The sequence below is a fragment of the Magnetococcales bacterium genome, assembly GCA_015232395.1.
In the GTDB taxonomy this organism is placed as follows: domain Bacteria; phylum Pseudomonadota; class Magnetococcia; order Magnetococcales; family JADFZT01; genus JADFZT01.
This window is the reverse complement of sequence record JADFZT010000009.1, coordinates 64,117-90,088: the sequence shown is the minus strand read 5'-3', so window position 1 is coordinate 90,088 and position 25,972 is coordinate 64,117. Positions and strand designations below refer to the sequence as shown.

The 25,972-nt window shown below is 55.0% G+C and carries 13 protein-coding genes; 5 read left to right on the top strand and 8 right to left on the bottom strand.

What is annotated here, in order from left to right:
• Nucleotides 1-390 precede the first annotated feature (390 nt).
• On the bottom strand, nucleotides 391-1,455 hold the full coding sequence (locus HQL52_04710) for a DUF1152 domain-containing protein (GenBank protein ID MBF0368741.1): 1,065 nt from the start codon (nucleotides 1,453-1,455) through the stop codon (nucleotides 391-393).
• A gap of 237 nt (nucleotides 1,456-1,692) precedes the next feature.
• A complete protein-coding gene (locus HQL52_04705) occupies nucleotides 1,693-2,682 on the bottom strand; it encodes an FHA domain-containing protein (GenBank protein ID MBF0368740.1) in 990 nt (329 codons plus the stop codon).
• A 165-nt stretch (nucleotides 2,683-2,847) separates the two neighbouring features.
• Between HQL52_04705 and HQL52_04700 the strand changes: the two genes are divergently transcribed.
• The 5 genes from HQL52_04700 to HQL52_04680 all read left to right on the top strand — a co-directional run bounded on the left by HQL52_04700 (nucleotide 2,848) and on the right by HQL52_04680 (nucleotide 10,907).
• Nucleotides 2,848-3,024, top strand: a complete 177-nt coding sequence (locus tag HQL52_04700) for a hypothetical protein (protein MBF0368739.1) — start codon at nucleotides 2,848-2,850, stop codon at nucleotides 3,022-3,024.
• 115 nt (nucleotides 3,025-3,139) lie between these two features.
• Nucleotides 3,140-3,604, top strand: a complete 465-nt coding sequence (locus HQL52_04695) for a response regulator (GenBank protein MBF0368738.1) — start codon at nucleotides 3,140-3,142, stop codon at nucleotides 3,602-3,604.
• Nucleotides 3,605-3,853: 249 nt separating this feature from the next.
• Complete coding sequence (locus HQL52_04690) at nucleotides 3,854-7,255, top strand: response regulator (GenBank protein ID MBF0368737.1); 3,402 nt, start codon at nucleotides 3,854-3,856, stop codon at nucleotides 7,253-7,255.
• Between the two features lie 94 nt (nucleotides 7,256-7,349).
• Nucleotides 7,350-8,252, top strand: a complete 903-nt coding sequence (locus HQL52_04685; GenBank protein ID MBF0368736.1) for a diguanylate cyclase — start codon at nucleotides 7,350-7,352, stop codon at nucleotides 8,250-8,252.
• 33 nt (nucleotides 8,253-8,285) lie between these two features.
• Nucleotides 8,286-10,907 (top strand): PAS domain-containing protein, encoded by a 2,622-nt coding sequence (locus tag HQL52_04680; protein ID MBF0368735.1) that lies wholly within the window; start codon nucleotides 8,286-8,288, stop codon nucleotides 10,905-10,907.
• Between the two features lie 306 nt (nucleotides 10,908-11,213).
• On the opposite strand, the gene HQL52_04675 is transcribed toward HQL52_04680, so the two are convergent.
• The 6 genes from HQL52_04675 to HQL52_04650 all read right to left on the bottom strand — a co-directional run bounded on the left by HQL52_04675 (nucleotide 11,214) and on the right by HQL52_04650 (nucleotide 25,630).
• Nucleotides 11,214-15,593 (bottom strand): nitrate- and nitrite sensing domain-containing protein, encoded by a 4,380-nt coding sequence (locus HQL52_04675; protein ID MBF0368734.1) that lies wholly within the window; start codon nucleotides 15,591-15,593, stop codon nucleotides 11,214-11,216.
• Nucleotides 15,594-15,752: 159 nt separating this feature from the next.
• Nucleotides 15,753-19,343, bottom strand: a complete 3,591-nt coding sequence (locus HQL52_04670) for a PAS domain S-box protein (protein ID MBF0368733.1) — start codon at nucleotides 19,341-19,343, stop codon at nucleotides 15,753-15,755.
• A 40-nt stretch (nucleotides 19,344-19,383) separates the two neighbouring features.
• Entirely contained in the window at nucleotides 19,384-20,058 is a 675-nt protein-coding gene (locus HQL52_04665; protein ID MBF0368732.1) for an MEDS domain-containing protein, read from the bottom strand.
• A gap of 258 nt (nucleotides 20,059-20,316) precedes the next feature.
• A complete protein-coding gene (locus tag HQL52_04660; GenBank protein MBF0368731.1) occupies nucleotides 20,317-20,628 on the bottom strand; it encodes an STAS domain-containing protein in 312 nt (103 codons plus the stop codon).
• Between the two features lie 107 nt (nucleotides 20,629-20,735).
• Nucleotides 20,736-22,424 (bottom strand): SpoIIE family protein phosphatase, encoded by a 1,689-nt coding sequence (locus HQL52_04655; GenBank protein ID MBF0368730.1) that lies wholly within the window; start codon nucleotides 22,422-22,424, stop codon nucleotides 20,736-20,738.
• Entirely contained in the window at nucleotides 22,421-25,630 is a 3,210-nt protein-coding gene (locus tag HQL52_04650; protein ID MBF0368729.1) for a response regulator, read from the bottom strand. Before HQL52_04650 ends, HQL52_04655 begins: the two co-directional genes overlap by 4 nt.
• Nucleotides 25,631-25,972: the final 342 nt, after the last annotated feature.

Below are 25,972 nucleotides of genomic sequence, written 5' to 3'. Positions count from 1 at the left end.
CGCTTCCGAAGCCCTGCAATTGCTGTTTGAAGGTCAGCGGCCCTCCTTCATGCAGTCTAACGAAGCTGAATAGTTACGCTCGATTTTGGTTTTCTCTGTGTTCTCCGTGCCCTCTGTGGCTAAACGTTTTTTTGTTTGACTCACCTGTTGAACCGGAATTGGTATCACACACACCGCTGGTTGGGACATGGAAGTCCTACACAGCCGGTAGACGTGTTCCCCCAAGGACTCTGCTGAAAATTCGGCTTTATGGTGCTGCTGCCAAAGTGTCCAATGAATGGCGAAGAGGTCAGCCGCTGTCCAGGCAGTCACTGGCTGTGTAAATTTGAGTTTGCTGGAACAATCGGTAGGGCATCCCAAATCTTCCCCTTCAACCTGAATTGAATCCCATCACCCCTCATAGCGCATCTCCTCATGCCGGGGTAGATTTTCCACCCCTCGAATCCCTTTGCCCAGACGACTCCTCCCCTCCCAGAGAGCCGCCTGACACTCCGGAATGGTGGCACACCCCTTGATCCAGTCACAGATAAGAGAACGCTCGGCTACACGATCGACATCAAATCCCCACAACATGGCCATCAACGGCCACAAAAACATCTCTCCAGGCCCCACCCGAGGCTGCAAGCGCGCTGGCACTTGCCCACTACCAAACGCCCCTTCCCCAGCGGCAAGGATGGCCCCTGCAATCACTGAACGGAATCCTCCCGGTCCTTGACCCGCTTGGATATAATCCAAAGCCGAGCGGTAAAACTGGAAGCCCGCACTCTCTGGATCCAATCCCAAAGCCCCGAGATAGCCCCCCAAGCGGGTCAACTCCGCCACCGCCCGCAACGAAGCCGCATCCGAAACCTGGTTGAAACGGTCTGCACCAAAGCCGATGGTGATCAGGAGTTTTTCCTTCAATGGTTCGAGCCCTGCCACGGCAGCGACCGAAACCGCATCCTCAATGGGATCCCCCAGCCCCTCCTCATCCCCTGCCATCAATGAATCAGAACCGCCATCGACCAACACAATGGCATCGATCCGATGCGCCTCCACCAGCTGCCGATAAAATCGGCTCAGGAGGGGAACCGTAAAAACCCGGGCATAGTAAGCGTAAATAAAGTGGGGGGCCTCTTGGGGAAACCGGCTATCGAGAAAACGACAAAGATGTACCTCGGGACCATAGGAAGGTTTGGGTTGACTCTTTCCCGTGACCTGTTTGACCACGGCTCCCGACTGGGAAAAAACGGTTTCGGCAGGCTCGCCGATCTCCTCGGGCCGGCCAAAGGAGTAGCTGCCTATGATCACCTTTTTACCCAGACGCTGAAGCTCCGGATAGAGGATCATACCGTGGACAAAATCAAACCCGCCACCACAGCCGCACAGCAACACGGTATCGATAGCGGGATCGGCCAACCTGTTTAAAAATCCCGGCAGCCAGGAGGGTCTGTTCAGGCTTTCCTGCTCAGGCATTGGCCTCTCCCCGTCATGATTGAAATATCCCTGGCAGTGTCTGTAGCCCCCAAATGGCTGCCACTGGCTGCCACTACTTTCATGAGCATGGAGGAAGATGAGGTGCATACCCGGGTAGATTTTACCTAATGAATGGATTAACAAAATGCCGAAATGGTTGATGACCCAAATAAATATTTCCAGACAGTCCGCAGGCTCACCGAAAGCCGGGAGGAACGGAACAGACCCACCCCCTGCTCAGACAGCCACCTCTTCCCCGGCATCTCGAATATGAAAAATACCCACGGGTTCAGAAATCCCCTTGAGAGTGGCGGCCCCACAATAAGTGTAGGAGAGTCCCATGGCATCGGGAGCGGTTTCCAACCAGCGCCGGCAAAAATCTTCGGAGCTTAGGATTCGGTCTTCCTTGGGAAAATAGTCCGGAATCCGATCCAGGGCGTTTTCCTTCACCCCCTCGATGCGAAAGGCGATGTTGATGTCGTTACCATGCACATCCGCTCCGGCGGTGGGAATGGCGTAGACCTTGCCGTAGTGCAGAGCAATGCGAAAATGGATGGGGGGGTTGTTGCTTCTGGCGTTGCGTTTTTCGATGGCCCGGGCCAACTTGGCAGCGGCATTGAGGGCATCCACAGCGGTGGCAAAGGTATAGAGAAAGCCATCACCGGTGGATTTGGCAAATGTGGGGTGGAAGGGAGGGACCAGCTTGTCGGCGATTTGGCTTAAACGGAGTTTGAGGTTGTAGGCCATCTGGTCGGACATGTTGGCGATCTCCGAGGAGCCGCACTGGTCCAGCACCAAAATCGCTTCATCCCGCCGCACCCCCTCCAGGCTGTGGAGCACCGTAACCCCGGTGGTATCCTCCTCCCTGGCAGCTGACTCATTGGGGTCCACCTGCCAATCCATATTCAGACGATAGGCGTTGGCCAGGCGAATGACGGCTGGCAGACGAAACTGCACTTTGCCCGAGATGCGACTCCACCCCTTTTCGGACCACAGGAAGGTACCGTTGGTGCTTTCCAGATCCTCCAGGAGGCAGGTGGCGCCACTGGCTGTAAAGAGCCCATGAAACCGGGAAATCGCCAAGGCGTCCAAAACGATATCGTTTTTAAGAACCAAGCCCCCGTTGCGGACACTCTCCACCCGCCCGAAACGAACTTGGGAATGGTCAAAATTTAACACCTTTCGGGAGTCATCGCTTAAAGTAATGAGTTCGATTTTCCAAGACATGAGCCCCCCCACGGATCGTCCAATTCAGATTCAAACCAGCAGCAAATGTCAGACTGTTTTGGCTCGAAACCGATAAATTCCATCGCAATCACCCTCAAAAACAGAACAAATCGGTCTCAAACAGGATCATAATTGCTCCAAAACACTTCAAACAGATATCTTATCATGGATACCACAATCAAGCGAGATCCCCTCACCAGGCGTAAAACCAAGCCTGTTTCCAGCATCGCAAGCCTGTTGCCATCATCGATAATTGCCTGCCACCACCCTGTTTACAGCCAAACCTCCATGGAATCATCTGCCACCCAATCCACCGACTATTTCGAAACAGATCTGGAATAACGATTGGGAATCATCAATAATCTTACCTGGGAAGCAAGAAAGCCTGTGTTAAAGTATGGACTGATTTCCCAAATTGAGAGTGATGAATCTGCCGTTTTTCCATCAGGAGATAACCATGAGCCAGGAAGGGCCCAGACAGACAATTCTCACTGTAGATGATACGCCGAGCCACATCGATGTGGTCAAAAATGTGCTAGGCAAAAATTATATGGTTCAAGCGGCAATCAACGGCAAAATGGCCCTTAAAATCGTCGAAAAGAAAAAGCCGGATCTCATCCTCCTGGATGTCATGATGCCTGAGATGGACGGCCATGAAGTGTGCCGCCGGCTCAAGTCCAACCCGGAGACCGCCACCATTCCCGTTATTTTTTTAACGGGCCAGGATGGCGTCCTGGATGAGGCCAAGGGGCTGATGCTGGGGGCGGTGGATTTTATCCTGAAACCCATCAATCCCAACCTGCTGAACTCCCGCGTGCTGGTTCACCTCAACCAGGCCAAACAACGGCAAGAGCGGGAAGCGATGTTGTTGGATCGCATTCAGAGATTGGAAGCGGAATTGGCTGCCTTGAAGGGAAGATGAATATCCCGGATGCCAGCCTCCAAGCACACCCTCCTCCCTGGTTCGGCTCAACGCTATCCTTCATAAAAAAGCGGGCATCCTTCATAAAAAAGCGAGCCTATCAAATTAAACAGTTCGCCCATGCTGAACAAAACAGATCTCCACAGGCTTGAGACAAGCTGACGGGCAAGGGTGTCAACGCACGGAAAAGCACAATTAAAAGAGGAGCTGCATCCCAAAGGGGGAGTCGTACGACAAGGGGGGGAGGAGATGACTGAAACAGAGGCACAAACTGAACGAAACGCCTCCGCCAACCGGGAGTGGCTACGCCACCTGCTCCCTTGGGCAGCGGCGTATCTGCTGGCAGGGCAAGCCTGGCTGCTGGTGCCGTTTGCCAAAGAGAGCTTTATCCTGGGCTGGCCCCCTACCGCCATCGCCACCGCAGCGGTGCTGCTCCACGGCCCTCGCATGGCTTTGGGCGTGGCTTTGGGGGCGCTGCTGCTGACAGCCACCCGCCACCTCCCCCTTCCCGCCATACTCTTCATCACCCTGGGTCAATCCCTGCAAGCCCTCACCGCCTGGTATCTTTTGCGTCGCCTGGCCAGCTTTACCACCCGCATGGACCGCATCACCGGGGTGATTCAATTTACGGTGATCGCTGTGGGGGTGGCACCAGCGGTAAACGCCCTGTGTGGCATCTGGGGATTGGGCTTGACCGGCAAGGTGGCTTGGGAGGATATCATGCCCACCTGGTTTTTATGGTGGGTGGGGGATGCCATGAGCGTTTTGGTCATCACCCCTCTTCTGCTGACAGCGGGCCAGTGGCAGCGGGAGCAGCTGGATTGGAAAAAAATCACCGAGATGCTCCTCCTCATCGGCTGCCTGATTCCAGTCACCCTGGGGATCTATGGGGGCTATCTGGTGGGAGATCTGGCGCCACCTCTGGCCTATCTCGGTTTTCCCTTGGTGATTTGGGCCGGGGGTCACTTCAAGCAACAAGGGGCGGGGCTCGCAGCCGGGCTGATCACCCTCATCGCCCTCTGGGGAAGCACCAACGGTCAGGGGCCCTTTGTCCGGGAAAGCCTCAACGCCACCATTCTCGATCTATACGCCTTTTTGAGCGCCATGACCGTGGTGGGCTATATGCTGGCGGCAACCGTATCGGAACGGGAACACTCCCGGGCCGCTTATGAGGCCTCCCTGCTGGCTTTGGAAGAAAAAGTCCGGGAGCGCACCCAGGCCCTCTCCCAAGCCAAAGAGTCCGCCGAAGAGGCCAACCAGGCCAAAAGTGCCTTTCTGGCCAACATGAGCCATGAAATCCGCACCCCGATGAATGCCATCATCGGCCTGACGGATCTGGCGCTGAAAAACGACATGTCGCCGAAACTGTCGGACTATCTCGGCAAAATCCGCACCGCTTCCCACTCCCTGCTGGGGATCATCAACGACATTCTCGATTTTTCCAAAATCGAGGAAGGCAAGATGGATCTTGAATCCGTGGAGTTTGACCTTCTGGAGGTGATGGACAACCTGCGCAATCTGCTCGATGGCCGTATGGCGGAGCAAAGCCAAGTCGAGCTGATATTTTCCACCTCCCCGGCGCTGCCCCGACAACTGATGGGAGACCCCCTGCGCCTGGGGCAGGTGCTGCTCAACCTGGCAGGCAATGCGGTCAAATTTACCAAAGAGGGGGAGATCGAAGTACGGGTGGTACGCCACAGCCAGGGACACAACTGGGTGCGGGTGGGCTTTTCGGTACGGGATACCGGCATCGGCATCGACCCGGAAAAAATCGACCAGCTTTTTGACTCCTTTTCCCAGGCGGATGACTCCACCTCCCGCAACTATGGCGGCACGGGGTTGGGGCTCGCCATCTGCAAACGGCTGGTCGCCATGATGGGGGGGGAGATCCGGGTGGAAAGCCGTCCGGGTGAAGGCTCCACCTTCTCTTTTACCGCTCTTTACAATCATGCCCATAGTCAGGACCGCATCCAGAGCCGCCAACGCGCCAAAGCCCACCTGGGCCCCATTCGCACCCTGGTGGTGGATGATAACGACACCTCCCGGGAAATTCTCAAGGAGATGCTCACCTCTTTTGAGTTCAAGGTAACCTGTGTGGAGTCCGGAGAGGAGGCCCTGGATGCTTGGCGGCAATCCATGGCCACCAGCACCCCCTATGGTCTGGTGCTTATGGATTGGCGCATGCCCGGCATGGATGGCTTCGAAGCGGCTCGACGCATTCGGGTGTCGTGCCGGACCGAAACCGGAACCGCTGCCACGACCCCTCCCCGCATCATCATGATGACCGCCTTTGGCCGGGAAGAGTGGATGCGCCAGGCCCGACAATCCTGGGTGGATGCCTGTCTGGTGAAGCCGGTCAATCCATCGGTACTGTTCGACACCATCCTGGACCTTTTCGGCCACGGCCCGGCCCTGGCCAAGCTGGATCCCCGGATGGATCCGGAAGAGATCGTGGATTTCAGAGGGGCTCCGGTTTTGCTGGTGGAAGATAACCCCATCAACCAGCAAGTGGCCCGGGAAATCCTCGAAAACATGGGGCTGACGGTACGCATCGCCGATACCGGCAAAAAAGCCCTGGAAGTGTTGGGAGACGAAGCCTTCCACGGCATTTTAATGGATATTCAAATGCCGGAAATGGACGGCTATGAGACCACCCGGCATCTGCGGGAAATCCCCCGTTTTAAAAATCTACCCGTCATCGCCATGACCGCCCACGCCATGCAGGGCAACCGGGAAAAGTGCCTGGCTGCCGGTATGAATGATTTTGTCACCAAGCCCATCGATGTGGCTTACCTGCAAAAAATTCTGACGCGCTGGATACCCAAGGGCGATGCCCCCTCCAGGGATTCGGCTCCCCTCCCAGCCACGGCTCCTTCTAAAATCCAGCCTGAAATCAAGATGCTGGACGATTCTCGACCAACAATCGATCCCGCCACCGAACCCGCTGCCCATCCCGCCCCCCACACACCTCCCCTCCCCGAAGCCTTGCCCGGGCTCGACTGTGGGGTGGCGATCAAACGGCTTTCGGGTAACGTCCCCCTCTATCTACAGCTCTTGAGCGATTTCCAGCGGGATTATGGCCAGGCCCCAAAGGAGATGCGTGCGGGACTTCATGCGCCACACAACCTGCCTGAACTCAACCGGATCGCCCACACCATCAAAGGCGTCTCCGGCAACATCGCAGCCCATGAGTTGCACCAGGCCGCCAGGGAACTGGAAGCCTCCCTGCAAGCAGGCATCTCTCCTTCGGAGCAGGCGGATAAGCTGGCCCGGTTTGAAACAGCTTTCGCCACTCTTCTGCCAGCCATCGATCAACTGCAAGCCCTCCACAAAGCCTCACATCAACCCGCTCAAGTATCCCCCCAGACCCCTGAACAGGCATCCACCCAGGGGCCAGCCCAAGCCAAAGTGGATCGGGAAGTATTGGGGCCACTTTTACAGGCATTGGCTGCTGATATCCGTAGCGCTCACCTGGATGCGGATCAGAGTTTGACTCGGCTGGAGGCGGCATTGGGAGCTGGATTATTCGAAAGAGAGATCGTCACTCTTAAAGAAAAACTGGATCAGTTTGATTATCAGGGGGCTGAAGAGGCATTATTAGTACTGGCCGAAACGCTGGCCATCGATCTGGAGGGGGAAGCCCTCTCATGACCGAAGAGGGAGAGCAGACGGAAAAATCGTCAACAAGCTGTCGAAAAGAGTTCGATTCGGAGGGGGATCCGTTTTGAAGAACGATACTGACAGAATGCAGATATTGATCGTGGATGATGCGCCTGCCAACATCCGTTTTTTGGGGGGCATCCTGCGGGATGATTATGAAATCCTGGTGGCGACGGATGGGGCCAAGGCGCTGGCTGTGGCGGCAGAGGAAAAGCCGGATTTGATTCTGCTGGATATCACCATGCCCGGTCTTGATGGCTATGAAACCTGCCGCCGCTTGAAAGCCACCCCGGGCATTCAGAACATTCCGGTGGTCTTCGTCACCGCCCTGGATCATGAGGATGACGAAACCCGGGGGCTTGAACTGGGAGCGATTGATTATCTGACCAAACCCTGCAGCCCGGCCATTGTCAAAGCGAGAGTGCGCAATCATCTGGAGCTTAAACGGGTTCGGGATACCCTGGAGCGCCTCTCCACCCTGGATGGTTTGACGGGGGTGGATAATCGCCGCAGCTTTGATGAACGCCTGGAGCTGGAGTGGCGGCGGGCTCTGCGCAATCGCTCCTCCATCGGCCTCCTGCTGCTGGATATCGATTATTTTAAAGGATTCAACGACTTTTACGGTCATGGAGCGGGGGATGAGTGTTTAAAGCAGGTGGCTCTTACCCTCAAAGGCGCCATGCGGCGCTCCTCTGACTTTTTTGCCCGCTATGGGGGAGAAGAGTTCGTGGCCATCCTGCCCCAAACCGATGAAAATGGCGCTTTGAGCACTGCTGAAATAATGCGCCAGGCTGTGGAAGGGTTGGCCATCCCCCACGAAAAAAGCGCCATCGGTCCATATGTCACCATCAGCCTGGGTGGGATGGTGCTGATCCCCCATCGGGAAATTACCCCAGGCCAATGGCAGGAAGCGACCGACAAAAATTTGTATGCTGCTAAAAAAGCCGGGCGCAACCAAGCCCTGGTGGGCTCCATGGCATCGGTTTGATCGGAAAAAAAATCTGAAAAGGCAGTATCCGCATTGAATCAAAACAACCAACAGGAACAAAAGCTTTCATACCCCGCCTCTGCCCGCTTTATTCAGGGGGGCGTGATCGCGTTTACCCTGGTGGTTCTGACCGCCCTCACCATGCTCTGGTGGGTGGGGGCCCAGATGCAGGAGAAGCAAACTCCCCTTGCCCATGCCGGTACGGATCTTAAATATCACCTGGCCACCTTCCATCTGTGGTTTGAAGAGTTGGTGCAGCAGGATGAGACCATCACCCGCCAGGATGTATGGCAACACTTGGCAGAGGCCCGCTGGTATGCCCATGCCATGCTGGAGGGAGGGAGCAACCCGGAAGTAACCATTCTGCCTTTGAAGTCTCCAAGCGCCAGGCAGGCGATCACCCTGGCGTTACAGCAGATGGAGCGTTTGGAAAAGGCGGCAGATAAACGCCTGGCACACATCGAAACAGCCGGTACCAGCGCTGATCAGGCCTTCGATGCCCTCTTTTTTCATGCGATTGAGGCCGCAAGCCAAGCGGAAAAACAAATCATCCGGGAGATCGACACCCAGGCGCTCCACTATCATTGGGTAGCCGCTCTCCTGGAGATTATGATTCTACTCCTGGCACTCTTTGTCGGCGTGCTCTTTTGGCACCACGACAAACGCCACCATCAACAGGAAAGACAACTGCGTGAAGGCCAGGATCGCCTGGGGAAACTCCTCGATTCCGCCAAGCAGAGCAAAATCGAACTCGCCGCCTATCAAGCCAACCTGGAAAAGCTGGTAGAGGAACGCACCGCCGAGTTGCAACAAACCACCAATCGGCTCAAGGATGCCCAACGCCTGGTCCATCTGGGCAACTGGGAGCGCCACTTTCCCAGTGATACGGCTTGGTGGTCGGAGGAAATTTTTCACATACTCGGTCGCCCCCCCCAACCTAAAACCAGTTTTTCCCAGGCCCTGGAATATATTCATCCACAAGACCGGGAATACGTCATCCAAACGGTTGAAGCCTCCCTGAAGCCCGGGGCCGAATGCCTGGTGGAATATCGCATTGTCCGCCCCAACGGTGAAATCCGTCATGTTCACTCCCAAGGCCGGGTCACCCAATGGTCAGATACCGGAGAACCCATCCGCATGGCCGGGGCGCTTCAGGATATTACCGAACGCATTGTTCAGGATCAGGCTTTCAGGGATAGCGAAGAACGGCTCCAGATCGCCCTGGATGCGGCCAATCTGGGGCTTTGGGACTGGTACCCCGCAACAGACAAAGCCTTTTTCAACAGCCAATGGCTGGGACAGCTGGGCTATCTTCCCGGGGAGATCGAACCCTCTGGCACCACCTGGAAAAAATTACTCCACCCCGAAGATTGGCCACAGGTTTCCAAAGCGTTGGAAGCGCACATTGCCAAAGAATCCAGCCGCTACCAGGTAGCCTTTCGTTTAAAAACCAAGCAGGGCAGCTGGAAATGGATCCTTGCCTACGGTCTGGTGACTGAATGGGATGAATCCGGTGCACCCTTGCGCATGACCGGGGTACACATCGACATCGATGAAGCCAAAAAAAGCGAGATCAATCTCAGAAGAGCCAAACAAAAAGCCGAAGAGGCCACCCAACTCAAGGATAAGTTTCTCTCCCTGGTGGCCCACGACCTGCGCTCTCCCTTAAGCTCCATGGTGGGGTTGCTGGAGTTGATCACGGCAGACCGAAAAAATCCGCCCCACGAAAATCATGTGGCCCTCATAGAGGATGTTTTAAGCAGCGGCCACAATCTCATCCACCTGATCGAAGAGGTGCTCAACATCAGCCGCCTCAAATCCGGTAAAATCACCCTCAAAAAGGTCTTCTTCGACGGCCATTATGTGGTGGCAGAGACCGCCGCCCGGCTGGAATATCTCTACGCCCGGAAAAACATCACCCTGGCCCTGGAAATTCCGGAAGGAACCCGCCTCCATGGCGACCCGCTCCTCTTTGGCGAGGTGATCCAAAACCTGCTGACCAACGCCATCAAGTTCAGCCACCCGGGAGGCACCATCCGTCTTTATCTCCCAGCAGGAGAAAAAGCCACCATAGCTGTCGAGGATCAGGGGGTCGGCCTGGACGGGGAGGTGATTCCCAAATTGTTCAGAGTGGAAGAAAAAACCACTACCCCAGGGACATCCGGGGAGTCGGGGACCGGCTTTGGGCTCCCTTTCAGCCAGGATATCATGATCGCCCATGGCGGACGCATCGAGGTCACCTCCAACCCCGGGCAAGGGAGCACCTTCAAAGCGAGCCTGCCCTGGGTGCGACCCCGGGTGATGGTGGTGGATGATCAGGCCATGGACCAGAGAATCATGGCAGCCATCCTGACCCCCCTGGATGTGGAGATTATCGCAGCACGAAGTGGTTCCCAAGCCCTGGAAATGGCCTCGCAAAACCGGCCCCACCTCATACTCTCCGATATTTCCATGCCCGAGATGGACGGTTTCGGGCTATTGGCTGCCATCCGAAAAAATCCCGACACCTCGGACATTCCCGTCATTTTGATCACTGGAGACGACAAGGCCGAAACCCGGGACCGGGCCTTTGGCAACGGTGCTGCGGATTTTGCCACCAAGCCCATTGTGCACCACGACTTTCTACCCCGGGTCAAATATCACTTGGGGGGGTGATAAAGTAATTCAAATCAAGAGTTGGACATATGCCGCTGTACTTTTTCTGTCATTCCCGCGAATGCGGGAATCCAGGAGGGCTGGCGCGAACCTTTCCAAAATCTTGTATCACTTTCAGCAAAACACCGGCCTTTCTTGAAGATTTGGTTTTTCCTTGAGGGCAATCATCAGCCCCCTGGATCCCCGCCTTCGCGGGGATGACGAGTCAGGGAAGAGTGTTCAATTTTGAGATAGAACTGCTATATCCAGGAACGTCCCGGAAGGTTCAGGGAGAGAGCATACCCGCTCAACCGTTGGGTAAAATCTTCAATTCTGCACCCGATCCATCCAGCTCTGCAAAACCTCCCGGCCCTCCTGAAAAGTGCTCTCCGCCTGCTCCAATAACGCTGACAGGCCTTCCTCACACTCCTCGCGGCTCAACTGTTCGATCTCCTGACAGTAAGCGGAAAGCGCCTTGGCCCCCACCGAGGCACTCTGGGATTTCAGGCTATGGGAAGCACGTTGGATTTGTTGGAACTCTCCCGCAGCCAAACCGTGAGCCATCGCTTGCAGGTTTTCGCGGCCACTCTCCAGATAATCGGACAGAATGCTTACAAAACGGCTGGGATCTGGAGAAATCATCTGTTGAAATCGTTCCAATACCGCCAGATCAATCGCCCCCGGAGAAGAAGGTGCGGGGATAGTCGACTCACTCTCCACCGAGGGGTCGGAAAAAGCGGCTCCCTCTTCCAAAACCGCCTCCTCCTCTTCAACAGGTTCGACCGGTGACAGCCAGCGCGCCAGTTTTTCCTCCAGGTCGTTCCATTTGACCGGTTTGGCAAGATAATCATCCATACCCGCTGCCAGACACTGCTTCCGGTCATCCAACATGGCCAGTGCCGTCATCGCGACGATGGGAACCGCCTCTCTCCCCCCCTGACTCTCCAGCTCACGAATCTTCACAGCGGCTTCCAGACCATCCATCACCGGCATTTGCACATCCATCAACACCAGGTCATAGGATGATTCAGCCAGCCGCTTCAGCGCCTCCTTGCCATTATCCACCACATCCACCCGAAGACCAAATTGAACCAGCATCCCCAGCGCCACTTCCCGGTTGACCAAAGCATCTTCCACCAACAGCACCTGCCCGTCATACTGCTGCCGACGGGTTACCCTCTGGAGCGACTCCTGGGATTTGGCCGTGCCGGAAAGATAAAGAGCGGTCAACACACCATCCAAAAGACGGGATTGCCCCACTGGCATGAGCAGCGTCAGATCAATGCCCGCCTGCCGGAGACTCTCCTCCTCCGGCAACTCCCCCGCTGTCAGGAGCACCATCCCGCTCCCCTGGCATCCCGGATCATTTTGAATGGCCCGGGCCAACGCCACACCTTCCATATCCGGCAGATGATGATCCAATAGAATCAACTGGTAAGGCTCCTCTCTCTCCCGAGCCTCTGCCAGATATGCCTGCCCCCTCTCACCAGTGGCTGCGGTGTCACAGGACAGCTGCCAGGAGGTGAGGTAGGCTTTCAGGCTCTTTTGATGGCTCTCATCAGCCACCACCAGAGCTTTGAGTCCTTTTAATTTTTTGGGTGGAGATTCATAGGTTTTCTGACCGGCTTCAAAGGAGATGGCAAATTGGAACGTCGCCCCAACGCCGGGTTGACTGCTGACACCGATCACCCCGCCCATGGCCATTACCAACTGCCGGACGATGACCAGCCCCAATCCCGTTCCGCCAAATTGGCGGGTGGTGGAAGCATCTGCCTGGCTGAAGGGCTGAAAAAGCTTGTTCAACTCTTCCGGGGAGATGCCGATGCCGGTATCCTTCACCGAAAAGGTCACCTCAACCAAAGGGCTGTCGGAGCTGTCCCCCCCCTGTTCAGCCTTTTTCGCCACCCGCTCAACCTCCAGAGCGATGCGCCCCTGGTGGGTAAATTTGATGGCATTGCCGATTAGATTGAGTAGCACCTGCCGCAACCGGGTGGCGTCTCCCATCAACCCCTTGGGTAGCTCCGGCGAGACATAACTGGTCAGCACCAGCCCTTTGGTATGGGCCATACCCGCCAAGATCATCACCACATCGTCGATGGTCTCACCCAGATCGAATTCCAGATGTTCCAGCTCCAATCGCCCTGCTTCGATCTTGGAAAAATCGAGAATGTCGTTGATGACGGTCAGCTGGAGATCCGCCGAACGCATGGCTTGGTCGATATACTGCTTTTGCCGGTTGGAGAGCTGGGTGGTTTCCAGTAGTTGCAGCATCCCCACGACACCGTTCATGGGGGTACGAATTTCGTGGCTCATGTTGGCCAAAAATTCGCTCTTGGCCCGGTTGGCCACTTCTGCGGCTTCCTTGGCGTGAATCAGATCCGCTTCCATCGCCTTGCGTTCGGTAATATCCGAGACGATACCGATCATCCGGGAAACCAGGCCCTCGCTGCTCCAAGCCACTGCCGCCCCTTTGGAGTTGACCCATTTAAGCTCTCCGTCGGTGGTGGTGATGCGATAATCGACATCATATTTTTCGAGTTTGCCACTGCGATAATCGCGACCATATTGCAACATTGTATCCCGATCATCCGGGTGGAGACGCTCGACCCAATCCTCCCTGATGCGGGGAACCTGGCTCTCGGGAAAGCCATAAATCTGCCCTTCCAGAGGGCTGACATGCTGGTCCCCGGTATCCAGGTTGACATCCCACATCCCCAGTCGCCCCCCTTCCAGGGCGAGTTTCAGACGCTGTTCGGAATGTTTCAGGGCGGTCTCGGCTTGCTTGCGCTGGATAAGGCTGGTCAGGGTCTGACCGATGGTCTGTAAAAGAGTGTCTTTCAGCTCTGAGCGTTCATGACCTTCATCCAGCTGCAGGTAGAGCACCCCCAGGGTTTGTTCCCCGGAGCCGAAAGGAACGCAATAGTGTCCGTGGGCTGCCATCTCGCCATGGTTGATCTCGTGGTTTGGATCATCACCCCCAGCAAAAATGAGCGTGCCTGTTTCGGCGGCCTTGCCACAGAGACAGGTTCCCAGCGGAACCTGGGCACAGCTACCCAGGTGATCCTCTCCCAGGCCCAACTGTGCCCCCATCACCAACTTTTCACCCTTTTCATCCAGCAAAAAAATAGCCCCCCGGGGCTGCAGAGGCATCCAGGAGACCGCCTGGATATGCTTCAAAGCCTGTTTCAGCTGCTCTTCCAGGGAGATAGGTTCAAAGGAAGTGATCAGAATATTGGCGATAACCAGCTGACTCTCCTGGTTAAAGCGGGATTGCTCCTGGTCCTGTTTCTGCTCGGTGATATCAATGGAGGTGGTGACAAAATGGACGGGACGGTGATCCTTACTAAGAATGGGAAAGATGGTGGCACCGGCCCAAAAAAGAGTGCCATCCTTGCGCCGGTTGAGAAACTCCCCTTGCCAACTCTCTCCCCGGGCCAAGCTCTGCCACATTGTTTTATAAAATCCATCGGGCTGTTTGCCTGATTTGAGGAGCCTCAGATTTTGACCGAACACTTCCTCCTTGTCATATCCAGTCACCTCCACAAAGCGATTGTTGACATATTCGATGCAGCCATCGACATCGGTGATGGCGACCATGGAGGTGTTTTCCTCCACCACCCGGGCCAGCTTTTGCAACTCCTCCTCAACCCGCCGACGCGCCTCGATTTCCCGAGCCAGATGGATGGAGCGGGCGGCGTTGAGAATGGCCAGCAGCAGAACGAAAACCGTCCCCAGAAGCACCAACGTGCCCAAACCATAAAGCCAGAAGGTTTTTTGGGCCTTTTTGATCCCTTCCACCACCCGGACCAGAAGCGCTGCCTCCAGCTGTTCTTCAATGGATTGGAAACCGTCTATTCGGTGTGTGGCTGTCTTAAACCAGGCTTTCGCATCGACCCCAAACCCACGGCCAGCGGCGTTGGTCAGCAGGAGAGTACGAAATTTTTCCACCGCCCGGCTTTCAGGTTCCGACTGGAGCGCCTCCAACGACTGGATCATCCGGGAAGAGGCCAGGGAGAAAAAAAGCGCCCGATGGGCTTTGCGCACACCCTGAAGCTGAAAAAATCGACGTTCAAGCTCTGGAGTCAGGTGGTCTTTGGCAAACACCGCAGCCAATATCGCCCGCTCAACCCCGGCAGCTTCCTTTAGATGCAATAGATTGAGATAGGCCCCGCTTTCCCGGGCGATACCCGCTTGTGGAGAGCGGGAAAGAATCATGGCGATGGAGTTGAGCCCAGTGCGGTTGATCCTGGAATAGCGGTCGAGCACATCCATGGCATCCAGTTGATCCGCCTCTACCGATTCCCGTATTCCGTCGATCGCCACCAACCCTTCTGCAAGGGTTTGCAGTTTAGATCGAGTTGGCTGGTTCATGGCGCTGGAATCGATGGATTGGATCATATTACCCAGAGCCGTAATGCGCTGATGGACCACCTCCCGCTGATTGATAAGGGACTCCGTGAAGACGGCATAGCCACTCTCCATGAAGCCAACCATAAGTCCCCGTTCCTTCTGGACCTCATGGATCAAACCCCCCAACAACACTGAAAATCGGATATAGGAGTCCATCTGGCGGGTGGATTGATAGGTGCGGTATTGATCCACAGTCAAAAAACCTACCATCAGGATCAATCCGGCCAAGGGCACGATAAACAGGCCGATGAGCCCCACTGGCAAAGGCACTTTGGTGGATGACGATCTCTTCACCACGATGGGTATCCTTAGGTAAGTCAGGATGCGCTGGATAAGAATATTTTCAGGCTTTTGTTATATTTTTTCGGTCCATATTATAGCGTTTAAATTTGATTAAACACGATCCAGACAGAATGAACAAATTTCACGATGCCAGCGAGGGTCATTCCAGCCCCGTCAGCGCTTCTTTGCCGACACCTCTTCCAGCACCTCCAAAAGACGCGCTTTGCGGATCGGTTTGGTCAGATGCCGATCACACCCGGCAGCCAAAACCCTCTCCATTTCCCCACTGACAGCATGGGCGGTCAAGGCCAGAATGGGAATGGGCTGGGCACCACTATCCACTTCCCAGGCCCGGATCTGCCGCGTGGCCTCGTAACCATCCATCAGAGGCATCTGGATATCCATAAAAACCACATCAAAGGCGTTCTCCTTAAATTGGGCAACCGCCTCAACCCCATTTTCCACCATCACCAATCGATGGGGGGTTTTCTTCAAAAAGGCCTTGATCAAAAGCCGATTATCCTCCGCATCATCCACCAGAAGAATCCTCAGGGAGACGCTTTGGCTTTCCGGTGCAGCTCCTTCGGCTGATCTTCCTTCCCTCTCCTGCTGGTTGGCATCAGCTGGGCTTAAAGGCACACTGAAGTGAAAGGTGGAGCCTTGACCCAGACGGCTCTCCAGGCCGATGTCCCCTCCCATCAGTTCAACCAGATGACGGCAGATGGTCAATCCCAAACCGGTTCCACCATGCTTGCGGGTGGTGGAGGCATCGGCCTGGGTAAAGGGCTGAAAAATTTCCTGCTGCTTTTCTTCCGGGATGCCGGGGCCGGTATCGGCCACTGAAAAAGAGACCCTCTCCCCCTCCCCTTTCATCACCCTGACGGTCACGCTTCCCTCCCGGGTAAACTTGACGGCGTTACCTACCAGGTTCAAAACCACCTGGCGCAACCGTGAGGAATCCCCAACCACTCTTTGGGGAAGGGCTGGATCCAGATGGTGGGAAATCTGGATCCCTTGGTCCAGAGCGGTGAACGAAAAAAGGGTCATGATTTCGTTCATCGAATCTGGCAGGTCAAAATGAGACTGTTCCAGGGTCAGCCGGCCCGCTTCGATCTTGGATAGATCCAAAATATCGTTGATGAGGGTGAGCAGCGTTTCACCGGAACGATTGAGGGTTTTGACACACCACTCCTGGGCTTGGTTGAGTTCCGATTCCCCCAAAAGCTCCCCCATCCCCAAAATGGCATTCAGTGGCGTGCGGATTTCGTGGGACATGGCTGCAAGAAATGCACTTTTGGCCTGATTGGCAATTTCCGCCACCTCTTTGGCCCGAACCAACTCATCCTCCATGGCCTTGCGCCGGGTAATGTCCGTCACAAAAGCAAAAGCGGCCACAGCCTCTCCCCGGGCATCCCGGAGTGTGGTGGCGTTGAAAATGGTATGCACTGGATAGCCGGATTTATTCTGCAGGGTTATCTCAAAACGACGGTGGTCGGTGGCGGCGAGTTCGGCTGCCTGCTGTTGAAATACCCGGCGGCTCTCCTCATTGGCAAACTCAAAGGAGGTCGTGCCGATCATCTCCTCCCGGCTGTAACCCAACATGTTACAGAAGGCGTGATTGACATCGATGGTCTTGCTGGTATGGATATCGGTTAGCCAATACCCTTCAGTGGTGGTATCGAGGATTTCCCGGGTACGCTCTTCGCTGGCCTGAAGCTCAGCTTGGGTTTTTTTCAGTTCGGTAATGTCGATGTGACAGCCAACCATACGCAAAGGGGCGCCATCATCCGCCCATTCGATCACCCGGCCTGCACAGATGACCCAGACGGTCCGACCGGTTTTGTGCTGGTAGCGCACTTCGTTATAGAAAGGCACCTCCCCACGGCTTTGAACATGACGATCCAAACAGGCCAGCACCCCCGGCAAATCTTCTGAAAGGATCAACTGTTGCCACGTTTCTCGAAGATTGGTCAGTTCGTGATCCCCATAGCCGAACATTTTTTTCAAGGCGGGGCTTAAAAATTCGGTCTTTTCCGCAATATTCCAATCCCAGTAACCTGACAGGGTCACCTCCAGGATATCCGTCAGGATTTTTTCCTGCTCCTGGAGTTTGTTTTCAACCCGTTTTCGAGCCGTCATATCCTGAACGATTCCAGCTATTTTGAGAAGCCTGCCCTGACCATCAAAGGTGGACTCACCCCGTTCATAAATATGGCGAAGGGCGCCATCGGGTAGACGCAGGCGATATTCCAAATCCAGGGGTGCCTCCCCGGAACGGGCCTTTTTTTGAGCTTCGGATAATCTCTGCCGGTCATCGGGATGGACCGTATGCATAAATTGCTCGAAGGAGATGGGCTGATCCTTGGTAAAGCCGAAAATCCGCCGGGTTCCTTCAGACCAATCCAGGCGATCAGCTATAAAATCCCGCTCCCAACTGCCCAGATCGGCGATACGCTGGGCTTCTCGCAGATGGGCCTCGCTCCGGGCCAGACGCACCTCGTCCGACTTACGTCTGGAGATATCCTTCATGACCCCGACCACCAGTGTCAGTTGCTCCTGGTCATCGAAAATCATGTGACCCCGATCATGGATCCAGAGATAGTGCCCATCCCTGTGCTGAAAACGGTATTCCAGATCGAAGAGCCGGTTATCTGAAAGAGCCCGTTCAAACTCCTGATTGACCAAGACCCGATCATCCGGATGAACCCGGTCCAGCCAAAGAGACTTTTCTTCACCCATTTCCCGGGAGGGATAGCCCAGCATGGCCGTGAAGGTTCCTGACCAAAGAATTTTTTTGGCCTCAACCCGATACTCGTAGGTGATTTCCCCCAGGGCCTGGATGAGTCCACTGTTTTTGGCCAGGGTGGTATAAAGGGTCTGTTCGACTATTTTTCGGGCACCTATCTCCTCTTGCAGATGCCGGGTGCGCTCTTCCACCCGCTCTTCCAACTCCTCATTCATCCGCCACATCAGGGCAGAGGCTTTTTCCTGGGCGGTGATATCGTGCATGGAGGCCACGGCCCCGATCTTCCGACCGTTGGCATCCTCCATGGATCGGGCGCTGGCCAACAGGGTTCGGCGTGGGAGACCCTTGGGGGCAATGACCATTTTTTGGGCATTTACCCGCTGGCCCTGGAAGGCCTTGAAGAGCGGAATATCCGTCTTTTCCATCGGGGTAACGCCATCGGCCAGATAGAGATCGTACCGTCCAGCCCACTCATCCGGGGGTAAATCCTGCTGATCAATACCGTGAAAGCGGCGTGTTGCGGGATTGAAAAGGGTGAGCTGACCCTTTTCATTACAGGCAACGATGCCATCCTCGATGTTTTCCAGAATGGCATTGAGAAATACCGTCTGCTCTGCCAGAGCCTGGTTGGCGCGCTTGCGCTCTTCCACCTCCGCTTCCAGCTTTCGGGTAATCTGCCGGTTTTCCAAAATCCGGGCTATGACGCTCAAAAAATTTTGCACAAAAGGGCGGTAATCGGCAAAACCGTCTGATTCGTCCAGCGCCACTTCCAGACGGCCATAGGGATGGTTCAGGGTTTTGATGGACAGAGAAAGAGTCGTTGCTGCCAGGCTCTCTTGTCGTATGGAGGGGGAGGGCTCATCTGGTGAGCCGGACCAGCGCACTCGGACTTCGGCGACCCCTGGAAATTCCGAAAGCATGGCACAGACAAACTGTCCCAACTGCTCCTGATTGGGGAAAAGATCCAAATTTTCCTGAGCAAAAAGAAACCGGCCCAGAAGTTCCAGATCAACCGCCATAAGAATTCAACTACCAATCAAGAGTGGCAGGAGCCGTTATTTAAGGAAGATTCATCCCCAGCTGCCCCTGAAAATCAAATTGTTTGTCCTGACGAAAAGCAGCCGTTTCCATATAGAAGGGGTTGTGGACAATTTGCCCCCGTATCACCATCACCGGGTGGACCTTCATGGCCGCCAGGATCGCATCCCCGGAAAAACGCCGGGCATCGTATTGGCAGATGGCGGCAAAGGGGTGCTGGGTCATAAAATCATTGACCCGGGATTCATATTCAAAAAGACGATTTGACCCCGCATACCCCCGCAAGGCCCACCCCATCTCACCGGAGACCCGAATAAAGGCATGTCCCCGAGCCTGGGCAGAGTCGTGAAAGCGGCCCAAAGAGGCGAGTATGCGATCGGGATCGAATTGATCCTGGGGACAATAGGTGTGCCGGGCTTGGGAAATGTGCAGGAGATCCTGGTCTGAATCATCCTCGGGCAGGTGCACGCCGATCTCTTCAAGCTCCTGCCGAATCGCCGTGGTATCCGGGGCATCGCCAAAATAGCTGGTAACGTGGCCATCCTTGAGTCCTTGATCGATAAAACGACCAATGACTGCACGCCGCTCCGCCTCATCGTTATAGATAAGGCACATGTGTATCCCTTCCGGGAACGGCTCCTCGACAAAGCCCAAATTGACGTGACGGCTTTCTTTCGCGACAGGATGGTCACTCATGAGAGTCTACCTGAAAATAACAAACACTTCCTGCTGCCCTTGTTTGCCCACGAATAACCAGAAAAACAGTGCTTGCAACAGGAACGGGAAATGATCCTATTATGACCCGGAAAGAGCTAAAAAAGATACCGGTTCCGTGACGAATCCAACCTGGTTGACGATGATTTCGGGAAAAAGTGTCTCTGCTTGGCATTCCAATAAAAGCGGGCCTTGTGGACCAAAACGGTTATCCCAATATTCAGAAGGCCGCACCAACACTCAGTGCATTTTAAACAAATCCTGGAATCGGGCTGAAATCAAAATGGACTTGATAACGGGCCGACAGTTGGCCAGGGTGATATTCGCACTCTCCCCACCAGCATACTCCCGCAAGGTCATCAACATGCCCAAACCGGAGCTGTCCACCATCTCCACCTCCCCCAGATCCACGATGAAGGTATAGTCCTTGCTCACCCCCTGGTAGGCCTCCTTGAAATCCGCATAGGCTTTAAACCGAAGTGCCCCTTTGATGTAGATGGTCAAAACATCGTTTTCATCAACACTTTCGATGATTGCACCAGTTGTTGGCATACGTCCTCTCCTCCCAAAAGGGTTGAATGAGCATATCAAAGCCCCCCATTCAAGCCAAAGCAAAACCGTTTTAACACCTTTTGAACAGAGGGTTCAGGGATGAGCCCTCAGCAGGTCAACTCCACCAGTGTCATATCATCACTCTGCTGCCGTCCAGCTCGAAACCCCTGATGTATCTCCTGCAACATTTCCAAAGGCGCCTGCTGCTCCAACATTTGGACCAATAATGCCTCAAAACGATCCTGGCCAAACATTTGCCCCTCCCCATCGACCTCTTCGATAAAACCATCCGAAAAGGCAATCACACGGTCCCCGGCCTCCACCTCCACCAGCAAGCCGGGCTCGTCAGGGCGGTCAACCAATCCTCGGGCAAAATGCTTTGAGGGAATGCGTTGCCGAATTTGCCCCCCTCGGAACACCAACATATCAGGAATGGAGCAATTCCAAACAGTCAATTGCTTTCGGAGGGGATCCACTTCCATAAAACCGGCGGCGAGAAACATGCCTGCCGGCGTTTTTTCGTAAAGCCGACAATTGATCTCATCCATAATCTCCTCCAGGGAGGATCCTTTGGCGGTCATGGAGTAGAAAATATCCGAAACAATCGGGCCACCGATGGCCGCAGGCAGGCCATGACCGGTAAAATCCCCCAGCATCACGTGTTGCGCCCCGTCAGGACGAAAGTCAGCCAGGAGCAAATCCCCCATGGTTTTTTCCACCGGGGCCTGAAGCAGGCGCATCTGTCTCGGATCAAATCGCTTGGATGCCCGCATTCGGGTGATGATATCTTCGATAAATTCCCGTTCGAAAGCCAAGGAATCCCGATGGATCTTGATCTCCTCGGCCATGCGTTTACGCTCAATGATGTTGGCCAGGGTGGAGCCGATGGTGAGCAGGGTGGCCTGCATGGGTAGATCTCTGGGGAGACCCGCTTTGATGGAAAGATTAAGAACCCCCAGGATGGTGGGGCCGGAGCCGATGGGCACACAATAATGGCCATGGTCGGCCATCTCCTGCATTCGGATTTCGTGACGTTCATCGACATGATCGGCAAAGACCACCCAGCGCTCAGCCACGGCCCGGCCACAGAGGCAGTGACCCACAGGCACCCGGGCACAGGCGGTCTGATAAAAGGGATCCATCCCCTGCTGGGCAACCAGTTGCAACACCCCCTTGGACGGCTCCAGCAAAAACACCGCCCCGCGATTCTCCAGCTTGAGCCAAGATATTTTCAGAATTTTTTCCAGGCTTTTTTCCAACTGTTGAGCCAGGGAAAGAGCTGGATCCTCCCCTTGCAGGAGGGCACTGATCAGCTGCTGGGAGAGATGGGCCCAGCGGGCATCGGCTTCCGCTTTTTTTCGCTTGAGTATGGCATGAATACGGTGCTCCAGGACGTGCCAGTGAATGGGCTTGGCCAGATATTCTTCAGCTCCGGCTTCATAAGCCTGTTTGACCGACGCCGCATCATCCAGAGCTGTAACCATGAGAATGGGGATCTCCTGGCTACGCATCTGCTGGCACACCTCAAAGCCATCCATTCCCGGCATTTTCGCATCCAGCAACACCAGGTCCGGCGGCTGCTTCCGATAGATGGCCAAGGCCTCGGCACCACTCTCGGCCTCAATCACCCGAAACCCCTTATTGCTTAAAAACTGGCTGATAAGCCCCAACAAAACCTCATCGTCATCACAGGCCAGAATCGTGGCATGGGGTTTTGGCGTCTCTTGAGAAGTATCAGGCTGTGCCAAAGAGAGCTCCGGACCATCTTGAGGCGCACCATGAACGGATAAGGTCATGTGGAGCTCTCTTCCAGTAGCTGGGAGATATCCATCCGAACCCGAGCCCCTTCCTTGAGGATGGCCCCCAAAAGCAGGCCATCGATGGGAAACTGCCCGGAGCCGCCCGACACCTCCAGTTTCCGGGCCAGAGAGGCCAACCCATCCGCCCCCAAAGTCGCAGCAGAACCCCTGATTTTGTGGGCCGCATTGGCCAGGGCTTCACCATCGTTTGCAGCAGCAGCCTGGGAAACATGATCCAATCTTTCCGGCAGCCGCCGGTAAAAGGCCTCCAGCATAGGCGAAACATCTCCATCCATGTCACGCACCAGAGCGGCATAGGTTTTCCGATTGATAGCGGGGGTGACAGAGATCTCATCCTCAGATATTTCCGGATTTTTTTCCTGGTCGGGTAGAACGGTGGGGGGAATGACACCCCCTGGGTTCCCCCCGACAGATGGGATCATTTGGTTCAAAATTTCCAGCAGTCGTCTTCTGCGAATCGGTTTGGTGAGGTGAAGATCGCACCCGGATTGGATGGAGCGATCCAGCTCTGATTTCATGGCATTGGCGGTCAGGGCGATGATGCAGCTCGGGGGGAGATGGCGTTCCCCCTCCATGGCCCGAATGCGCTCGGTGGCTTCATGGCCATCCATCACGGGCATCTGCATATCCATAAACACCAGATCGTATCGACGCCCCTGGCATTTTTCCACCGCTTCAAGGCCATTTTCGGCGGTATCCAACCAATGAAGCGTCTGTTTCAGGTAGGCCTGGATCACCAGCCGATTATCTTCGACATCCTCCACCAGCAGAATGGAGAGACTCTCTGCCGGGCGTTCACTGGTGCGTCTTTCCAACCCGACCCATGGAACGGCATCATGGGAGCGCCCTTTGATTTGGAGCAAGTGCGTATCCGGTTGTGGCTGACTGGTGGCATGGGAGGCCTCTGGCAGTGGGATCTGAAAGAAAAACCGGCTGCCTCGACCCTCCTCGCTGGTCACCCCGATCTCCCCCCCCATCAATCCCACCAGCCGCTGACAGATGGCCAAACCCAACCCCGTGCCACCGAAACGATCACTGATGCCGGGATCCGCCTGTTTGAAAGGCTCAAAGATAGTCGCCAACCGCTCTGGATGGATGCCGATGCCGTTATCCGAAACCGTAAATCGGATCGTATCAGCCGTGGCGGGGGTCACCTCCAACTCCACCCGCCCCCGGGCGGTAAATTTAACCGCATTACCCAGCAGGTTGATAAGAATTTGCCGCAGGCGCTGGGCATCCCCCCGGACATGATCCGGACACCCGGCATCCACCCGAGAGATCAACGCCAAATCCTTCTCCTGGGTCTCCCGGTGAAAAATAGCCACCAGGCCCGTGATCAGCTGCCTGAAGTCAAAATCACTCTCCTCAATCGACAGCTTGTCGGCCTCGATTCTGGAGAGATCAAGAATATCGCTGATCAAGGCCAGGAGATGCTCCCCAGCCTGATTCATCACCTCCAAAAAACGCCGCTGCTCCCCACTCAGACCGCTCTCGGCCAACGCCTCACCCATACCCAGGATGGCATTCATTGGTGTGCGGATATCGTGGCTCATGGCAGCTAAAAACCGGCTCTTGGCCCGGTTGGCCGTCTCGGCCTGCTCCTTGGCCGCATGCAATGCCAGATCGAGCTGGCCTCGCTGAATGATGCCCGCCAAGGTGCTGGCGACGGTCAAAAGAGTGGCTTGTTCCTGTTTGTCCCGCTTGGCGCCCGCCTTGAGATAGAGACAGAGAACCCCCAATATTTGAGTCCCTGCACCAATGGGCACACAGTAGTGACCGTGGTCAGTCATGTCCTCACAGTGATTATCGTGCCGCTCATCCAGATTGTCGGCAAACACAATCCAGCGGGAGGAGACCGCCCGACCACAAAGACAGTGACCTATGGGAACCCGGGCACAGGTGGATATCAGAGAACTTTCCAGCCCCTTTTCAACCGTCAGGACAAGCTCGTTGGAGGCAGCATCCAACAAAAAAATCGCCCCTTGTTTTTCAAAGGAAGGCCCTTGAATCTTGAGGATCAGATCCAAAGCCCGCTGAAGCTGTTCGGTCAGGGTGAGGGGCTTCAGGGCGATTTGGAGCAGGCCGCTGATAATTTTTTGGGTCTGAAGAGACCACTCGGCAATGAGTTCTGCCTGCTTGCGGTCAGTGATATCCGTGGCAATTTCCAGGCGCACAAAACGTCCATCCACCCAGGGGATAGCCCGGTCAAGAATGCCATACCAGCGTTGATTGGTGGTATTTTGAAACTCCCAGGCATGCCCTCCCTGAATCGGTTGGCCATTTTCATCCAACAGCTTGTGGTTGGTGCAAAAAGAGCAGGGCCCCTCTTGCCCGGACTGCACCACCTGCCAACATTTCCGGTCATGGACTTCCCCAAACCGCTCCACAAAATAGCGGTTGGCGAAGAGTATTTCATGGGTGTCGATATCGGCGACATAGATCACCGCCTCAATACTGTCCAGGACGATTCTAAAGCGATCATGGGCCTGCTTGATGGTCTGCTCGGCCTCTTTGTAGGGGGTAATATCGTGAAAAATTTCCAGCTTTGAAACGCTACCGTCCGGGTTATACAAGGGGGTATCAAACAGATCATAGGTGCGGTTGTTTTTGGCAAAAGTCCACTCCCAATGAATGGACTCTCCACCAAACACCCGGGGATTTTTACACCAGGGGCAGGGTTTGTCACGATCATGGAAATAGTGATAACACTTTTTCCCCGCCACCATTCCAAAGGCCTGTTCGATCACCGGGTTGACATATTCAACGTCATATCTCCGGCTGGAGATGTAAACCCCATTGTCCATGGCTTCAAGAATGTTGATCAGTTTTTCACGCTCCAGCTTAAGACTTTCTGCCACCTCCTGCCGATCTTGAGCCTCTTTGTCTAGCGCTCTCTCTTTTTCCAGCAAAGCCCGGGTCAACGCTTCACAACGTTCAGAGAGTTGTTGCTGGGAGCGGCGTGCCCTACGGGTGGTATTAAGAGTCACCAGGCTTAAAGCAACCAGCGCCAGGCTGAGTAAAAACAACAATGGTGCGCCATGAGAGCCCAAATCAATCGACTCCATCCCGGCACCAAAGGCTCTGGCAGGATGACTGAAAACAATCAACCCTGGAAAAACAAGACAATGCTTCCAGACAAAACAGCGGCCCAACCTTCCACTCAAGTGAGGCCGAAAACCCATGACACCACTCTCCCGCAAGGAGTTGGTCAAAAAAACGGAAGAAACGCCGGAAGCCGTTTTTGGGTTAAAAAAGATCATCTATCAATATACCTGTCATGGCTTAAGGGGCCATTTTTCCAAAGCAGTTCCATCTAAAAATGAGACACTCTTCTCTGACTCGTCATCCCCACAAAAGTGAAAATCCAGGAAGATCAGGATGACCCTCAAGAATAAAGCAACTCTTCAAGAAGTCCGGATTTTTGCTGAAGGTAGCTCAAGGTTTGGATCAGGTTCGCGCCAAGCAGCCTCGATTCCCGCCTTCACGGGAATGACAGCAAAAGTGCAACGGTATCTGTCCAGTCT